A 15,407-nucleotide genomic window follows, 5' to 3' on the forward strand; every position below is an offset into this window, starting at 1 on the left:
GCGCGAATGGAAAAAGGCAAAGTTCTGCTTGCCCTCACCGGCTTTCACCCGCAGCGCTGGCGCGAACTGCTCGCGGCAGAGCGCGAGGTGGTGCTGGAGCCCGATGGTCCGAGCGATCCCTCGATCGCTTATGCAGTGGTGTGGAAGCAGAAACCGAATCTGTTGTCGTCGCTGCCCAATTTGCGCGCCATCTTCTCGATCGGCGCAGGCGTCGACCATATCTTCGCCGACCCCGGCCTGCCCGAGGTGCCGATCGTCCGGGTCGTTGCCGACAATCTCACGCAATACATGACCGAGTATGTCGTCTGGCGCGTGCTCGACCACCATCGCCAGGGCATGCTCTACCGAGCGCAACAGCAGAAGAAGACCTGGCACGAGCCGCCGCAACGCCCGGCCGGCGACATCTCCGTCGGCATCATGGGTCTCGGCAACCTTGGCCGCGCCGCGGCATCGGTGCTTTTGGCGCTAGGCTTCGCCGTGAACGGCTGGTCGCGCACCGAGCACCCTATGCAGGGGGTCTCGACCTATTCCGGCGAAGGCGGGCTGATCCCCTTCCTCAACGCCACCGACATCCTGGTGGTGCTGTTGCCGCTGACGCCGCGCACGCAAGGCATCGTCAATTACGCCGTTCTGAAGGAATTGCGCAAACGCAACGGCCTCGGCGGCTCGGTGCTGATCAACGCCGGGCGCGGGCGGCTGCAGAAGGATGCCGACATCCTGCGCGCGCTGGACGACGGCACGCTGAAGGAAGCGAGCCTCGACGTGTTCGAGGTCGAGCCGCTGCCGAAGACGAGCCCGTTGTGGAGCCATCCGAAAGTGTTCGTGACGCCGCATGCGGCGGCGACCTCGGACCCGGCCCATCTGGTGCCGATCATGCTTCGGCAGATGGCCGCCTTCGAGCGCGGCGAAAAGCTCGAAAACGTCGTCGATCGCGAAGCGGGTTACTGAGTAGACGCCGGCTTCGAGCCCGGCAGCGCGAACTTGTCCTTCTTCTTCGGCTTGCCGCAATCGCGCCGTTCGATCGAACGGTTCATTGCGTCGATCTCGCCGCTCGCCTTGTCGCTGTCGCGCTGCGCCCTGGAGCGCATGTCCGGCGTAAACGGGCCAAAACCCATCGCCGGATTGGAGAAAGCCGGTTTTGCGGTGACCGGCAGATTGTATTGCTGCGCCAGCGTGTTGCGATTGGCTAGCAGCTGGTCGCAGGGCACGCTGTCATATTGCAGCGAGGATTGGACGTTTTCGTCCTGGCGCTCCGCCATCGAAGTGCCGCCAACGCAGCCGGCCGTCATCAGGCAAGATGCCAACACAGCCATGGTCCAGCGCATGGTAATTCTCCGTGCCGTATCGCCACGCCCTAAGCCGACACGCGATTCGGGCTTTTTCGCGAGCAGCCGTCGCCCTCATTCCGCCGGCCTGCGACGGGCTATCACCGCAAGGCCTCCTACTGGCTCGCCGCGGTCATGCCGGATGGTCGTGCTTTCCAGCGACAGGATCGCAAACCCGCTGTCGGCGAGAACGCGCCGCACATAGGCCACGGAATGCGCGTAGCGCCGCGAGGGCAGCAATGCAAAGTCATCGCCACAGGCAAGTGTCTCGACCGAGAACGCAAAGAGGCCTTCATCGACCAGACTGTTGGCAACTGCTCCAACAATGCGTTCGAGCGCCCCGACATAGATGAACACGTCGGCGGCGACCACGAGGTCGGCTTTCGAGCCAGGTCGAGAGAAATGCTGGAGATCGGACTTGGAGAGCTTGTCGTAGATGCCTTTGGCGCGCGCCTTCCGCAACATGCTGCTCGAAATGTCATAGCCTTCCAGCCGGTCAACGATCGGGCGCAGCCTTTCGCCCATCAGGCCGGTGCCGCAGCCGAGGTCGAGCGCCAGCCGGAACCGGCCCGGGCTCGCCGCGCGAATGGCGCGATCGAGAAACTCTGGCATTCGATAACCGAGTTTCCCGACCAGCGATTGCTCGAAATTGTCGGCATAGTGATCGAACAGGGTCTCGACGAAAGCACTGGGCGGAGCCGCTGCCACCGGCGCATGGCCGATCAGCTGCAGCTTGAGCGCGGAACCCAGCCGGTCCGCGGGATCGAGCTTCAAGGCCATCGCCCAATGCCTGGGCTGCCTGGTCGGGAAAACGTGCGGCCTCCTGCATCTCGCCGAGCCGGAACCAGCCCGCCGCCCATTGCGGCGCCAGCTCCAGCGCGCCAAGCAAAAGCTCCGCCGCCTGCGCAGGCTCGCCGGAGGCCAGCAGCATCTCGGCGAAGTCGGCGCGACGGTCGGCGGTCAAATAGCCGGACGAGGCCTGAAGTGGTTTCATGGTTCCATTGGTCCCGCCGGTGTGCGAACCGGCGGCCGGCTGTAGGACGAGTCAGCAGTCTGTTGCAACAGGCTTCCCGCGTCGAATTTAGCCACTATGTTCAAGGCCATGCGCGCCAGCGACCTGCTCAAGCCACGACCCGAAGGGCTCTACTGCCCGCCAGGCGATTTCTTCATCGATCCGGTGCGGCCGGTCAGCCGCGCACTGATCACGCACGGCCATTCCGATCATGCGCGCTCAGGCCACCGCTCGGTGCTTGCCACCCAGCAAACGCTCGACATCATGGGCCTGCGCTATGGCGAGGATTTCGCCGAAACCACGCAGGCAGCCGTCATCGGCGGGACGATCGATATCAACGGCGTCTCCGTCACTTTCCATCCGGCCGGGCATGTGCTGGGTTCGGCGCAGATCGTCGTCGAGCATCAGGGCCTGCGCATCGTCGCCTCCGGCGACTACAAGCGCCAGAAAGACGCTACCTGCCTGCCATTCGAGCCGGTGCCTTGCGATGTCTTCATCACCGAGGCGACCTTCGGGCTGCCGGTGTTCCGGCACCCGCCGGACCATGAGGAGATCGCGCGCCTCCTCAAATCGGCGATGCAATTTCCCCAGCGTTCGCACCTGATCGGCGCCTATGCGCTGGGCAAGGCGCAGCGCGTCATGCGGCTGCTGCGCGAGGCCGGTTACGACAGGCCGATCTACATCCACGGCGCGCTCGCCAAGCTCAGCGAATATTACCAGAGCCAAGGCATCGATCTGGGGCAGATCGAACGAGCGACGGTGGAAAGCGGCGGCAAGGCCGATTTCGAAGGCGCCATCGTCGTCGGGCCGCCGGCCGCCTTCGCCGACCGCTGGGCGCGGCGCTTCCCCGACCCGATCGCCTGCTTCGCTTCAGGTTGGATGCGCATCCGTCAGCGCGCCAAGCAGGGCGGCGTCGAGCTGCCGCTGATCATTTCCGACCATTCCGACTGGGACGAGCTCATCGCCACGATCAAGGAAACCGGCGCCGAGGAGATCTGGGTGACGCATGGCCGCGAGGAAGCGCTGGTGCGCTGGTGCGAGCTGGAGGGCATCGCCGCGCGGCCGCTGCATCTTGTTGGCTACGAGGACGAGGGCGATTGATGGAACAGTGTTCGCCAATCGCCGCCGCCGAGTTCTACGGCGCCCCCCTCTGTCCTGCCGGACATCTCTCCCTCAAGGGGGGAGATTGGCAGTTTCAGCGCCGACGCATCTCCCGCGACGCGAGAGATTGGCGAAAGCCGGCGCGGCATCTGATTTCCCCCCTTGAGGGGGAGATGGCCGGCAGGACAGAGGGGGGCGCCTTGCGCCTGCTCTCGCGATTGGCATGGCGCAACCAACGATGAACCGCTTCGCCGAGCTCCTCGACCGGCTGGTGCTGACGCCTTCGCGCAACGGCAAGCTGACGCTGCTCACCGACTATTTCCGCAGCGTCGAGGATCCCGACCGCGGGCTGGCGCTGGCGGCGATCACCGGCGATCTGTCGATCGCGGCGGTGAAGCCGGCGATGCTGCGCGCGCTGGTGGTCGAGCGCATGGACCCCGTGCTGTTCGGCTATTCCTACGATTATGTCGGCGACCTCGCCGAGACGGTGTCGCTGGTCTGGCCGCAGCCGGCCGGCCACATGCCGAACCACGCGCCGACGCTCGCCGAAGTGGTCGGCAAGCTCCAGGCGGCGAGCCGCTCCGACGGGCCGCAGGTGCTCGCCAGGCTTCTCGACAGCGCCAGCATCTCTGCGCGCTTCGCCATCATCAAGCTGGTTACCGGCGGGTTGCGCATCGGCGTGTCGGCGCGGCTTGCCAAGCAGGCGTTGGCCGATCTCGGCCAAGTCGATGTCGTCGAGATCGAGGAGCTCTGGCACGGGCTGACGCCTCCCTACACGGCGCTCTTTGCGTGGCTGGAAGGCCGGGCGGAAAAACCGAGAAGCGCGGCGCTCGCATTGTTCCGGCCGGTGATGCTGTCCAACGCGGTCGACGACGGCGATTTGGAAAAGCTCGAACCGGCCGATTATGCGGCGGAGTGGAAATGGGACGGCATCCGCGTCCAGGCGGTGTGCGAGGGCGGCATCCGCCGGCTGTATTCGCGCACCGGCGACGATGTTTCCGGCGCCTTCCCGGACCTCGCCGCGACGATGGATTTCGAGGCGGCGCTCGACGGCGAATTGCTGGTCGGCGACCCGCGCGAGGCGACCGGAACCTTCTCCGACCTGCAGCAGCGGCTGAACCGCAAGAGCGTCTCGCCAAAAATCCAGCAGCAATATCCGGCCTTCATGCGCTGCTACGACGCGCTGCAAATCAACGGCGAGGATTTGCGCAGCCTCCCCTTCGCCGAGCGCCGCACCCGGCTCGGAGCCTTCGTCCAGACGCTCGATGCCAGCCGCTTCGACCTTTCGCCGCTGGTCGAATTTTCGGATTGGGAGACGCTGGAGCGGCTGCGCCAGGCGCCGCCGCATCCGATCATCGAAGGGGTGATGCTGAAGCGCTGGGATTCGCCCTATCTTGCCGGCCGGCCGAAAGGCCCCTGGTTCAAGTGGAAGCGCGATCCGCACACGATCGACGCGGTGCTGATGTATGCGCAGCGCGGCCACGGCAAGCGATCGAGCTTCTATTCCGACTACACTTTCGGGGTCTGGTCAGGCCCGGAGGGATCGGAAGAGCTGGTGCCGGTCGGCAAGGCCTATTTCGGCTTCACCGACGAGGAGCTGCGGCAAATCGACAAATATGTGCGCGACCATACGATCGAGCGGTTCGGGCCGGTGCGCTCGGTGCGCGCCGATCGCAAGAATGGGCTGGTGCTGGAAGTGGCCTTCGAAGGGCTCAACCGCTCGACGCGCCATAAATCTGGCGTCGCGATGCGCTTTCCGCGCATCTCACGGTTGCGCTGGGACAAGCCCTCCGCCGAGGCCGACCGGATCGAGACGCTGCAGGCGTTGCTCGACAGCTAGAAATCTGCCGACGCTTCACCCCACCCGGCGCTTCGCGCCGACCTTCCCATCACGGGGAGGTCGGTCGCATCCCTGGAGATAGCCCCTCGCTGCCGATGCCGAGGTCACTCCGCGATCGATACGCGGATCTCGTAGATGTCGACGGACTTGCCCTGCTTGTCGAAGTCGGAGTTGACGGCGATGGTGCCGGCCGCACCCGGGTGCTTGTTCGGGAACTGCACGTCGAACAGGTATTCGTTGCGCTCGTGGCCAACGGCATAGCGCTTGCGGCCGCAATCGCCGAGCTCGCCGAAATTGCAGTCGACCGAGATCTGCGTCTCCTTGCCTTCTTCCGAGCGGGCGATGATGTCGAACATGGCATGCTTGCCGGCGAGCTTTTCCAGCACGCCCTGGCCGACATCGAAGGCGATGGCCGAGCCGGATGCGCCCGAGCGGACGCGCAGGAACTGACCGGTGTCGTCCTTCATGACATCGGCGGCGGCGTCGGACGGTGTGCTGACATGGGTCGGATCGCTGGGCGAGAAGACGTTGATCCAGTTCTTCGACTGATCCGCCTCGCCGGGCTTCTGCGGCGAGCCGGTTTCGGCTGGCTGCGAGGAGTCTTCGTCTTCCAGCGTCGGGGTCGGCTCGGGCGGACCGGTGTTGAGTTCAGCCGCCGTCTTGAAGACGCCGGTCTGCTTGGCGAAATAGAGGCCGATGCCGGCAGCCGCCAGCAGCGTCGCCGCGACAAAGATGGCGGTGAGCGGCAGGCGCCGGCCACGGATACGCCGTTCATCGCGATCCGGCGCCACTTCGGCGCCGTTGCCGATGGACGCTCCGGGAGAGTCATCAAGCGTCGGCGCGTTCGGAAGCGCCTCGTCCGGCATGATGTCGGGCACGCGGGGCAGCACGCGCGAGCGCGGCGCATCCGATGTGTCGGGCTGCACCGGACCGTCGACGGTAATCGACGGCGACGGTGCCCCCTGGTCGGGGCCCCGCGGGGCATCCACCGGCGGCGCGGGAGACTGGCTCGGCGTGTCGACCGCCGGCCCCGGCGCGGCGTTGCCGACGAATGGACCGCTGTCCAGCGGAAGCGTCACGTCAGGAACGACCTGGACAGCCGGCAGGAATTCGGATTCGATCTCGGTGATCTTGGCCTGCACCGCCTTGCGGCGGTTGATGGCGGCTTCCACCGTCACGTTGGGGTTGGCCTGCAGCACGCGATCGAGCGCGGCAAAGGCCGAGCGATAGACCTTCTCGCGAAACGCCCGGTCCTCGGGATTGCCTTTCTCGAAGGCGTTGCGGATCGCTTTCTCGATGGCGTCCAAGCGAGCTCCCTCTGCGCGTTCGCTCACAGTTATCGATCGTTAGCCGCAGGCGACCAGTCAATCAACGGGCGGGCGGCTGCCTTGCCGACGCATCCAATGCCCATTTCGGCGTTTTTTGTTGAAGAATCAACATTTTTGTCGCCGCCGCCGGATCGGCCTGCAACGGAATCGGACGCCTGCCGGCGCGGGCCCGCAAGCCGTGCTGGCGCGGCGCTTAAGGCTGACGCGCAGCGGCAAGCGACGGAATTGCCGCGCATGAGCGCAGGATTTCGCCGCCAGCCATCTTGAATTAGCTGGCGGTTGAGTCTATTCAACCGGCGCATCTTGGAAGCCCAGCGGCTTCCCGGGCCGCTTTAGCTCAGTTGGTAGAGCACATCATTCGTAATGATGGGGTCGCGTGTTCGAGTCACGCAAGCGGCACCAGTTTCCTAAAAGCGTGTAATTCCAATACCATACCTGTCGGGTGGATTTGGGTTCGCCCATAAACCCACCCAAGATCGCCCTAAGCCGAAACGCTGCGGCGTCGTACGGCAGCATTTCGCCGCTTGCCGACCTCGCACCTCCAAGCGTGAGTGTTCGGTGTGATGCCGATACAAAAGCGCCGCCACGGTGGCGTCAACCGGTTACACAAGCCAGGCAACATCCCCCGCCTTCTGGAAGTGGCGTCAGCGTCCCCAGAGGCTGCGTGGGCGAGTCGTTGGTTGACTGTAGCGCGACTGAACGCTCGACGTTTCGCAAGCTGGATAGCGGAATCTCGTGAGGGCAAGGTCAGGTTGCTCTCCGTTCCAGCGACGGGCGGAGATTGGGAAAGATGGATAGCGTGCAGGTGAGGCGCATGGAAGCCGGCAGGACATGGACGGGGGACGGCGCGCGTGCAGGCGCCTGGCTGAGCCGTGCCATGACCACGCAGCGCCACCTCGCAGCGATCCTGGCTTGCGACGTGGTTGGCTATTCGCGCCTGACGGAGCGCGACGAACGCGGCACGCTCGAGCGGCTGAAGGCCTACCGCAAGGACCTCCTCGAACCGCTGGTTTCCGAGAACCAGGGGCGCATCGTCAAGCTCACCGGCGACGGCATGCTCTGCGAATTCGCGAGCGTCGTCAATGCGGTGACATCGGCGGTGGCGATCCAGCAGGCTGTGGCGGAACACGAGGCGGAGACGCCGGAGGAAGAGCGGATTCGCTTGCGCATCGGCGTCAATCTCGGCGACGTGGTCTGCGAGGAGGACGGCGACCTCTACGGCGACGGGGTCAACATCGCCGCCCGCCTCGAAAGCGCCGCCGATCCCGGGACCGTGGTCGTCTCGGGCACCGCCTACGACCACCTCCAGGGCAAGCTCGACTGCGGCTTCACCCCGCTCGGCAACCTGCGCCTCAAGAACATCGAGCGGCCCGTGCGCGCCTACCGCGTCGAGACCGACGCCAGCGCCTCGGTGGCTGCACCGCCTCCCCTGCCCGAGAAGCCCTCGATCGCGGTTTTGCCTTTCACCAACATGAGCGGCGACCCTGACCAGGAATACTTCGCCGACGGGCTGGTCGAGGACATCATCACGGGATTGAGCCGGGTGAACTCCTTCTTCGTGATCGCCCGCAACTCGTCCTTCACCTACAAGGGCCGGGCGGTCGACCTGCGCCAGGTCGGGCGCGAGCTGGGCGTCCGCTACGTGCTCGAAGGCAGCATCCGCAGAGCCGGATCGCGCGTGCGCATCAGCGGGCAGTTGGTAGACGCGATCAGCGGTCACCATGTCTGGACCGGCCGCTTCGAAGGCGACGTGAGCGACATCTTCGACTTGCAGGACAAGGTGACCGAGAGCGTCGTCGGTGCTGTCGAGCCGAGCATCCGGCTGGAGGAGATCAAGCAGGCGCGCATGAAGCCGACCGACTACATCAGCGCCTACGACCTCTATCTTCGCGCACTGCCGCGCTTCTACAGCATGACGCGCGAAGGCTTTGCCGATGTACGCCGACTCACCAACGAGGCGCTCAGCATCGACCCGGGCTTCACCTTGGCGAAGGCACTCGGCGCCTATATCCGCAGCTTATCCGTGAGCCAGTGCTGGCACGAACCCGACGATGTGCGAGTCGCCGCGCGTATGGCGCGCGAGGTGCTGGCGGAAGCGCGCGACGACCCCACGAGCCTGCGCTTCGCGGCGCAGGTGATCGCCTACAGCGCGAAGGAATACGAGATGGCGCTGGGCACGATCGAACGGTCCCTGCTGCTCAACCCCAATTCGGCGCAGGGCCATACCGGCAGCGGCTGGGTGAACGCGCATTCCAGCCGCCCGCTCGTGGCGATCGAGCACTTTCACAGGGCGATGCGGCTGAGTCCGGTCGACCCCGAGAAAGGCATCGCGCTCTCCGGCATCGGGATGAGCTATCTGATGCTCGAGCGCTACGAGGAAGCACTGGCATGGGGAGAACGCGCGCTGCACGAGATGCCGAACTACGGCTCCTCGCACCGCGTGGTGATCATGGCGCTGGTCAAGCTCAACCGGCGGGACGAGGCGCAGGCCGCGGCGCGCCGCCTGATGGAGGCGTTCCCGACCTTCACGCTCACCCTGCAGAGACAGATCAACCCGTGGCTGGACAAGGTGTTCGCCGAGCGCTACGTCGAGGCGCTGGGCATCGCCGGCGTGCCGGAGTGATCGCCGCGGCTGCAACGATGCCCTCTCCTGCGCGCCGCGTGCGGCCAGGCGACCTCCTTTATCCAGAGGCTGAAAGCGGAACGCACGCTCTTCCGGGCTTTGCAGCGAATCTCGGGCATTGTCGAGAATCGCTGTTGGTGGGAAACTCCCGGTCTCTAGCAAGGAGGCCAAAATGCCCAACACTTTCAAGACCGGTGACATCGTCAGGCTAAAATCCGGAGGCCCGGAGATGACGGTGAGTGATGGCGCTGCCTCGGGCACGTATCTGTGCCACTGGTTCAACCGTGACGGCGACGTCTGGACCCCGCAACATGCCGGCTTCAAGCCGGATCAGCTGATGGTGGTCGACGAACGGAAATAGTTTCGCTCACCCTCGTTCCCGATCGGCTCCGGCCCGGCTTCTTGCCGGACTCTTGCTAATTGTCTCGTCAGAAACGACCGACGGATTTTCCCTGTTGCCGCGTTTAACGGCTGAAGCGTGGCCGCCAATGGCCATGCGCAACCGGAGACGAGAGCATGATCCGCCGTTCGATATTTGTCGTTGCCCTTGGCCTGCAGGCCGCCGCCGCGGCCGCCCAGACAGCGACGCCTGCCACCGCGCCGGCGCAGCCGGCGCCAATCGCATCCGCCTCCGCCAGGCCGGGCATCACCCTGGAAAAGTTCGAGGCGCGCCGGGAAAAGACTTTCATGCGGGCGGACACCGACGGCGACGGCAAGGTCAGCCTCGCCGAGTGGACGGCGTTCCAGACCCAGCGCAAGGCCAAGGGCGATCCGGCCAAATCCTTCGCGCGGATGGACGCCAACAAGGACGGCTTCGTCGACAAATCGGAGCTCGACGCCTTCTTGGCCAAGCGCTTCGCCAGGCTCGACAAGAACGGCGATGGCGTGATGAGCGCCGAGGAACGGCCGGGCCACAAAACCGCTCCCAATCAGGAGCAATGACCGAGAGGTTATGCAGCACGATGATCATTGGGAGCGCCCCGATTGATGGGCGCCGATCCGGACGAGGAACTGGTACGGCGCATCGGTGCCGGCGATCAAGCCGCCGTGCAGGCGATGGTGGCGCGCAAGCTGCCGCGCCTGCTTTCGCTCGCCACCCGCATGCTCGGCGATGCCGCCGAGGCCGAGGACGTCGCCCAGGAGACCTTCGTGCGCATCTGGCGTCATGCCTCGGGCTGGCGCCAGGGTCATGCGCGTTTCGACACCTGGGTCCACCGGGTGGCGCTCAACCTCTGCTACGACCGGCTGCGGCGGCGCCGCGAATGGGTGACGGACGAACTGCCGGAGGCGGCGGATGAGGCACCGCTTCCCGACGCCGGAGACGAAGGCCGGCGCGTTCAGCAGGCGCTGCTGCGCATCGCGCCGCGCCAGCGCGAGGCGATCGTGCTCGTCTATTATCAGGAGATGTCCAACATCGAGGCCGCCGGCGCCATGCAGGTCAGCGTCGATGCGCTGGAAAGCCTGCTCGCGCGGGGTCGACGCTCGCTGCAAGCCATGCTCATCGGAGATGGCGATGACTGAGCAGCTGGCGGCGGTTGGGACTTGGGTGGCCACGTCAAACCCGTGGAAGGGGAAACGAGATGGCTGACGAAAGAAAGGCCGCTGACGGGGCGATGAGTGTCCAACGCTTCGCTGCACTTGCGGACGCCTATGGCAGCGCCCTGCATCGCTGGCCGCGGGCCGACCAGGCTGCCGCCACGCTGTTTGCGGAGAGCGAAGAGGGTCGCGCCATTCTGGCGACCGCCGGCAGGCTCGATGCCATTCTCGACCGTCATCACGTCGAGGCCCCAAGCCGGACGCTGCATGGCGAGATTGTCGCACGGGCCACCACGCAGCTCAGCCAGGGGCGGCGCCGCCGGTTTTGGTGGCTGGGCTTTGGACTTGCCGGCGTCGGCCTTGCCGGCGCCGTGGTCGGGCTGGCGCTGGTCACCGTTGTCACGCCAGATGCCACGTCCGACCATTATGTGATGGATGCCAACGCAACGTCGTTCGGCGATGCCGGTCCCGACGCCGACACGGAGGACCTATGAGCGCTCGTCTTTTCGCGGCATCGCTGGTGCTGAACGTCTTCCTGATCGGTGCCGTCGCCGGCGGTGCAGGCTGGCTGATCGGCCGTTCCGGAGGCGGCTATTCGCTGGAATCGGCCGGCGGTCAGCTTCCCGCCAGCGACCGCAAGGTATTCCGCCAGGCGCTGCGCGAGGTCCGGCGCGAGTCGCGCGCAGTCATCCTCGACGGACAGCAGGCGCGGCGTGAGGCGGCCAACCTCTTGCAGCAGCCGACGCTCGACGCCAACGCTCTGGCCGCAGCCCTGGAGCGGGCGCGCAATGCCGACGCCACCATCCGCAGCCGGCTGGAACAGCGCATCGTCGAATTCGCCGCGTCGAGCCCGCTAGATGACCGTAAGCTGCTGGCCGACGCCCTATTGCGTCATGTCGGCAGGCAGCGGCCCATCCCGGCAAAAAATACGCCATAAGAGCGACGGAAAGCGCCGGCCGTCTCCGTTCAAAGAAAAAGAGGGACACGCCTGCCGCCACGCGAACGCGACGTGGCCGGTTCAACCTCGAGAAACTTCGGAGTATCCCATGAATGGTCTGACGAAATATTCTGTTGCGGCTGCGCTTGCCATCGGCGGGACTGCCGCGGCAAGTGCAGCCTCGGCAATGCCGCTTGCGGCGCCTGCGGCGCCTGCGATTGTCGAGCATGTGGCCTGGGGCTGCGGCCCCGGCTGGCACCCCAACCGGTGGGGTCGCTGCGTGCCCAACCGCCGCGTGATCTATCCGGGCTATTACTACTGGGGTGGCCCAAGCGTCTATATCGGCCCGGCCTGGCGTCCGTGGCACGGCGATCGTTACTGGCGCCGCTGGTAAGCCCCTGCCGGCCTCATCATGCCGACTCCGGCGTCATAAGGCCTTTCGACCGTGGATATTGCCGCCGACGCGACCTGCGTCGGTCCCCGACGGAGGCTCTGTTGGCTCTATCCGTTCCAAATGCCGTTCCGCCCGATCCAGCCTTGGTCGCGCTCAACCACTTCGGGCTTGGCGCGAAACCTGGTGACGATCTCGGCAAGATTGCGGCCGATGCGAGCGGTTATCTGAAGGCCGAGCTCGAGCTGTTGGATGTCGCGCTTGTCTCGGCCGACGATTCAAAAAATGCCGGCTTGTTGGACAGCACCGCCGCGATCCAGGCCAGCATGGCCGCCGCCGCGGAGCGCAAGGCAGCGCGGGAGAAACCAGCGCCCGCCATGCAGCCTGCGGCAGACACTTCGGACGGCTCAGCCGAGGCAAAACGCAAGTCAGGCGTGCCGCCGGTCGAGGCCGATATCTATCGGGATGAAGCGCAAGCCCGTTTCGACAAGGCGCTCGGTGCCGCACCGGGCTTTGTCGAAAGACTGGCCGGTTTCTGGTCGAACCATTTCTGCGTCTCGACCGCCAAGGGCCAACTCGTGCGGGCCTGCGCCGGCGCTTTCGAGCGCGAGGCTGTCCGCCCCTTCGTGCTCGGCCGCTTCGCCGACATGCTGCTGGCCGTCGAGCATCACCCGGCGATGCTGTTCTACCTCGACAACCGACAATCGACCGGACCGGATTCGCGCGCCGGAAAAAGGCGCGGCCGCGGCCTCAACGAGAACCTCGCCCGCGAGATCCTGGAATTGCACACACTGGGCGTCGACGGCGGCTATAGCCAGGCGGATGTCACGAGTTTCGCGGGAGCGCTCACCGGCTGGACGATGGCCGGACGGAAGGGCCGCCTGGGCGAGCCCGGCACATTTGTGTTCGACGCCGATGCGCATCAGCCTGGCGAGGCGGTGCTGCTCGGCAAGACCTACCCGGCCGGCGGCATGGGCCAGGCCGAGGCCGCGCTCAACGACATCGCCCGCCAGCCGGCGACCGCGCGCCACATCGCTACCAAGCTTGCCCGCCATCTCATTGCCGACGATCCGCCGGCGGCTGTAGTCGACCGCCTTGCCGAGATCTTCACCAAGACGGACGGCGACCTGCGCGCGCTCGCGCTTGCACTGGTCGATCTGCCTGAAGCCTGGTCGCTGCCGCTGACAAAATGGCGCTCGCCGTTGGACTATGCCGTAGCGGTCCGGCGGGCGATCGGCTCCACCGCCGGGAAAGAGCCGCAACGAACGCTGCGCTGGCTAAGGGCGCTGGGCGAGCCGCTCTGGCAACCGCCCGGGCCGAACGGCTTTTCCGACCGGACGGATAGCTGGGCGTCCGCCGAAGGCCTCAAGACGCGCCTCGACATCGCCTGGCAAGCGGCTCGTCAGGCCAGCGACATCGGCAATCCCGATGACATGCTTTCCGCCGTAATCGGCGCCTCCGCCTCGGCCGAGACGCGCCAAGCGATCGCGCGCGCCGAGTCCAAACAGCAAGGCCTGGCGCTGCTGCTGATGGCGCCGGAATTCCAACGCCGGTGAACAATGGAGAAGCGGCATGAGTCTTCTTTGTGAAACGCCGAATCCATCTCGGCGCGCCGTGCTGACGACAGGCGGCGCGCTGTTTGCCTGGGCCTGTCTGCCACGCTTCGCCCGCGCCGCCGACCATCGCGATCCGCGCCTGATCGTCATCATATTGCGCGGCGCGCTGGATGGGCTGTCGACGATCGGCCCGCTCGGTGACCCCGACTATGCCGGCCTGCATGGCGACATCGCGCTGTCGCTCTCCGGCGCCAATGCGGCGCTGCCGCTCGACAGCTTCTTCGCGATCAATCCCGCGATGCCGGTGTTCGCGCGGCTGTTCAAGGCAGGTCAGGCGGCCGCGGTGCACGCGGCCGCGACCGGCTACCGCGACCGCTCGCATTTCGACGGCCAGGATGTGCTGGAGAGCGGCCTGCCGGGCCCTGGCAACGCCACAACCGGTTGGCTGAATCGGGCGATAGCCAGCCTCCCGGCAGGTGAAAGAGTGGCCAAGCTCGGCGGGCTGGCGGTGGGCCCATCGATGCCGCTGGTGATCCGTGGCGCAGCACCCGTGCTCGGCTGGGCACCGCAGGCGCTGCCGACGCCCAGCGATGCGCTGGCGGAGCGTGTGCTCGACCTCTACAACCATCGCGACCCGGTGCTGGCAGCGGTGCTGCAGAAGGGCCTCGACGCCGACCGCATGGCGATGAGCGACCAGCTCGATGGCAGCACGATGAAACCCCGCGGCGGCCTCGCCAACGCTGCCGGCATGCGCCAGTCCGCGCAAGGCGCGGCGAAACTGATGGCGGCCGACGACGGGCCGCGCATTGCGGCGCTGGCCTTCGACGGCTGGGACACGCATGTCAACGAGGGCGGCGCCACCGGGCGGCTCGCCAAGCTGCTCGGCGGCCTCGATGGCGCCTTCGAGGAATTCGAGAAAGGGCTCGGCGAGCGCTGGAAGGACACCGCGATCGTCGCCATCACCGAATTCGGCCGCACCGCCCGCGTCAACGGCACCGTCGGCACGGACCACGGCACCGGCACGGTGGTGCTGCTCGCCGGCGGCGCGATCAAAGGTGGCCGCGTCATCGCCGACTGGCCGGGGCTGAAGCCGGCTCAGCTCTACCAAGGCCGCGATCTCGCGCCGACCAGCGATGTGCGCGCGGTGCTGAAGGGGTTGCTTGCCGAGCAGTTCGGGCTCTCCGCCGCCGTGCTCGGCGACAAGGTGTTTCCGGAGTCGGCGGCGGTGAAGCCGATGCGGGATTTGGTGGCGTGAGCCTCGTTTGCCCATCGGTGACCGGTGCGGCGTCTGCTGTCATTCGTCATTGTCGGGCGGAGCAAGGAAGCGAAGCGACGCATGCAGATCCTAGCATCCATTCTGTGAAGTTGAGGCGTCGCTGCGAGGCAGAATTCTGCTCCGCTGGATTCTACGATTAAAGGTAACGGCATGGATCCTCGGGTCTCCGCGTCCGCTTCGCTCCCGCTCCGCCCGTGGATGACGAAGCCGAGGGACTTCAGCAAATTAGGACCGCTTTCGGGAAGCCCACCGACATGACTGCCTCGTGTAAGTCGAAAAAGCCCGCGCCGTTGCCAGCGCGGGCGTCGATGGCGATCCGAGAGCAATCACCAGCTCCAATAGCCGCGATGCCAGCGGTGGTGATACCGGAAGCCCGGATGCCAGTGGCGCACGGGCCGGATGAACCGGCGACCGTTCGGCACGCATCTGCCCCAGTGATTCACGTGCCAACCAGGACCGCAGCGCCAGCCGACCGTCTCGAC

The 15,407-nt window shown here is 66.1% G+C and carries 14 protein-coding genes, 1 tRNA gene and 1 pseudogene; 13 read left to right on the plus strand and 3 right to left on the minus strand.

The features are described 5' to 3' along the window. Window positions 1-6: 6 nt before the first annotated feature. Entirely contained in the window at window positions 7-948 is a 942-nt protein-coding gene (locus EOA49_RS10530) for a glyoxylate/hydroxypyruvate reductase A (RefSeq protein ID WP_067324464.1), read from the plus strand. On the opposite strand, the gene EOA49_RS10535 is transcribed toward EOA49_RS10530, so the two are convergent. Together EOA49_RS10535 and EOA49_RS10540 are read right to left on the minus strand one after the other, a co-directional pair. Further along, window positions 942-1,325 (minus strand): hypothetical protein, encoded by a 384-nt coding sequence (locus EOA49_RS10535; protein ID WP_127239502.1) that lies wholly within the window; start codon window positions 1,323-1,325, stop codon window positions 942-944. The genes EOA49_RS10530 and EOA49_RS10535 overlap by 7 nt on opposite strands. 75 nt (window positions 1,326-1,400) lie before the next feature. After that, window positions 1,401-2,319 (minus strand): annotated as a pseudogene (locus tag EOA49_RS10540) (methyltransferase domain-containing protein). Window positions 2,320-2,427: 108 nt separating this feature from the next. Here EOA49_RS10540 and EOA49_RS10545 point away from each other — a divergent pair. Together EOA49_RS10545 and EOA49_RS10550 are read left to right on the plus strand one after the other, a co-directional pair. Then, window positions 2,428-3,438 carry a ligase-associated DNA damage response exonuclease gene (locus EOA49_RS10545; protein ID WP_127239505.1) on the plus strand — a complete coding sequence of 337 codons (1,011 nt, stop codon included), beginning with the start codon at window positions 2,428-2,430 and terminating at the stop codon, window positions 3,436-3,438. 238 nt (window positions 3,439-3,676) lie between these two features. Beyond that, window positions 3,677-5,278, plus strand: a complete 1,602-nt coding sequence (locus EOA49_RS10550; RefSeq protein WP_095824252.1) for a cisplatin damage response ATP-dependent DNA ligase — start codon at window positions 3,677-3,679, stop codon at window positions 5,276-5,278. A 104-nt stretch (window positions 5,279-5,382) separates the two neighbouring features. Here EOA49_RS10550 and EOA49_RS10555 read toward each other — a convergent pair whose 3' ends face one another. Beyond that, window positions 5,383-6,585, minus strand: a complete 1,203-nt coding sequence (locus EOA49_RS10555) for a hypothetical protein (protein WP_127239503.1) — start codon at window positions 6,583-6,585, stop codon at window positions 5,383-5,385. Between the two features lie 347 nt (window positions 6,586-6,932). Here EOA49_RS10555 and EOA49_RS10560 point away from each other — a divergent pair. The 10 genes from EOA49_RS10560 to EOA49_RS10605 all read left to right on the plus strand — a co-directional run bounded on the left by EOA49_RS10560 (window position 6,933) and on the right by EOA49_RS10605 (window position 14,904). Further along, window positions 6,933-7,008, plus strand: a tRNA-Thr gene (locus EOA49_RS10560). Window positions 7,009-7,483: 475 nt separating this feature from the next. Next, complete coding sequence (locus tag EOA49_RS10565; RefSeq protein WP_127239506.1) at window positions 7,484-9,229, plus strand: adenylate/guanylate cyclase domain-containing protein; 1,746 nt, start codon at window positions 7,484-7,486, stop codon at window positions 9,227-9,229. 172 nt (window positions 9,230-9,401) lie between these two features. Beyond that, window positions 9,402-9,590, plus strand: a complete 189-nt coding sequence (locus tag EOA49_RS10570; RefSeq protein ID WP_067324751.1) for a DUF2158 domain-containing protein — start codon at window positions 9,402-9,404, stop codon at window positions 9,588-9,590. A 155-nt stretch (window positions 9,591-9,745) separates the two neighbouring features. Beyond that, complete coding sequence (locus EOA49_RS10575; protein WP_095828037.1) at window positions 9,746-10,171, plus strand: acid-shock protein; 426 nt, start codon at window positions 9,746-9,748, stop codon at window positions 10,169-10,171. 45 nt (window positions 10,172-10,216) lie between these two features. After that, window positions 10,217-10,750 carry an RNA polymerase sigma factor gene (locus EOA49_RS10580; RefSeq protein WP_067324453.1) on the plus strand — a complete coding sequence of 178 codons (534 nt, stop codon included), beginning with the start codon at window positions 10,217-10,219 and terminating at the stop codon, window positions 10,748-10,750. Between the two features lie 59 nt (window positions 10,751-10,809). Further along, window positions 10,810-11,259 carry a hypothetical protein gene (locus EOA49_RS10585; protein ID WP_127239504.1) on the plus strand — a complete coding sequence of 150 codons (450 nt, stop codon included), beginning with the start codon at window positions 10,810-10,812 and terminating at the stop codon, window positions 11,257-11,259. After that, window positions 11,256-11,702 carry a periplasmic heavy metal sensor gene (locus tag EOA49_RS10590; RefSeq protein ID WP_067003693.1) on the plus strand — a complete coding sequence of 149 codons (447 nt, stop codon included), beginning with the start codon at window positions 11,256-11,258 and terminating at the stop codon, window positions 11,700-11,702. Before EOA49_RS10585 ends, EOA49_RS10590 begins: the two co-directional genes overlap by 4 nt. A gap of 109 nt (window positions 11,703-11,811) precedes the next feature. Beyond that, a complete protein-coding gene (locus tag EOA49_RS10595) occupies window positions 11,812-12,096 on the plus strand; it encodes a hypothetical protein (protein ID WP_067003691.1) in 285 nt (94 codons plus the stop codon). 101 nt (window positions 12,097-12,197) lie between these two features. Then, the gene (locus EOA49_RS10600) at window positions 12,198-13,649 is read left to right on the plus strand and encodes a DUF1800 family protein (protein ID WP_127243142.1); all 1,452 of its coding nucleotides are present in this window, start codon (window positions 12,198-12,200) and stop codon (window positions 13,647-13,649) included. 16 nt (window positions 13,650-13,665) lie between these two features. Further along, on the plus strand, window positions 13,666-14,904 hold the full coding sequence (locus EOA49_RS10605) for a DUF1501 domain-containing protein (RefSeq protein ID WP_127243143.1): 1,239 nt from the start codon (window positions 13,666-13,668) through the stop codon (window positions 14,902-14,904). The last annotated feature ends 503 nt before the right edge of the window (window positions 14,905-15,407 follow it).

It is taken from the genome of Mesorhizobium sp. M1A.F.Ca.IN.020.04.1.1 (assembly GCF_003997315.1).
GTDB lineage: Bacteria > Pseudomonadota > Alphaproteobacteria > Rhizobiales > Rhizobiaceae > Mesorhizobium.

Coding starts and splice junctions, on each gene's coding strand:
- EOA49_RS10530 (WP_067324464.1), top strand. CDS start 7: ATGGAAAAAGGCAAAGTTCTGCTTGCCCTCACCGGCTTTCACCCGCAG.
- EOA49_RS10535 (WP_127239502.1), bottom strand. CDS start 1,325: ATGCGCTGGACCATGGCTGTGTTGGCATCTTGCCTGATGACGGCCGGC.
- EOA49_RS10545 (WP_127239505.1), top strand. CDS start 2,428: ATGCGCGCCAGCGACCTGCTCAAGCCACGACCCGAAGGGCTCTACTGC.
- EOA49_RS10550 (WP_095824252.1), top strand. CDS start 3,677: ATGAACCGCTTCGCCGAGCTCCTCGACCGGCTGGTGCTGACGCCTTCG.
- EOA49_RS10565 (WP_127239506.1), top strand. CDS start 7,484: ATGACCACGCAGCGCCACCTCGCAGCGATCCTGGCTTGCGACGTGGTT.
- EOA49_RS10570 (WP_067324751.1), top strand. CDS start 9,402: ATGCCCAACACTTTCAAGACCGGTGACATCGTCAGGCTAAAATCCGGA.
- EOA49_RS10575 (WP_095828037.1), top strand. CDS start 9,746: ATGATCCGCCGTTCGATATTTGTCGTTGCCCTTGGCCTGCAGGCCGCC.
- EOA49_RS10580 (WP_067324453.1), top strand. CDS start 10,217: ATGGGCGCCGATCCGGACGAGGAACTGGTACGGCGCATCGGTGCCGGC.
- EOA49_RS10585 (WP_127239504.1), top strand. CDS start 10,810: ATGGCTGACGAAAGAAAGGCCGCTGACGGGGCGATGAGTGTCCAACGC.
- EOA49_RS10590 (WP_067003693.1), top strand. CDS start 11,256: ATGAGCGCTCGTCTTTTCGCGGCATCGCTGGTGCTGAACGTCTTCCTG.
- EOA49_RS10595 (WP_067003691.1), top strand. CDS start 11,812: ATGAATGGTCTGACGAAATATTCTGTTGCGGCTGCGCTTGCCATCGGC.
- EOA49_RS10605 (WP_127243143.1), top strand. CDS start 13,666: ATGAGTCTTCTTTGTGAAACGCCGAATCCATCTCGGCGCGCCGTGCTG.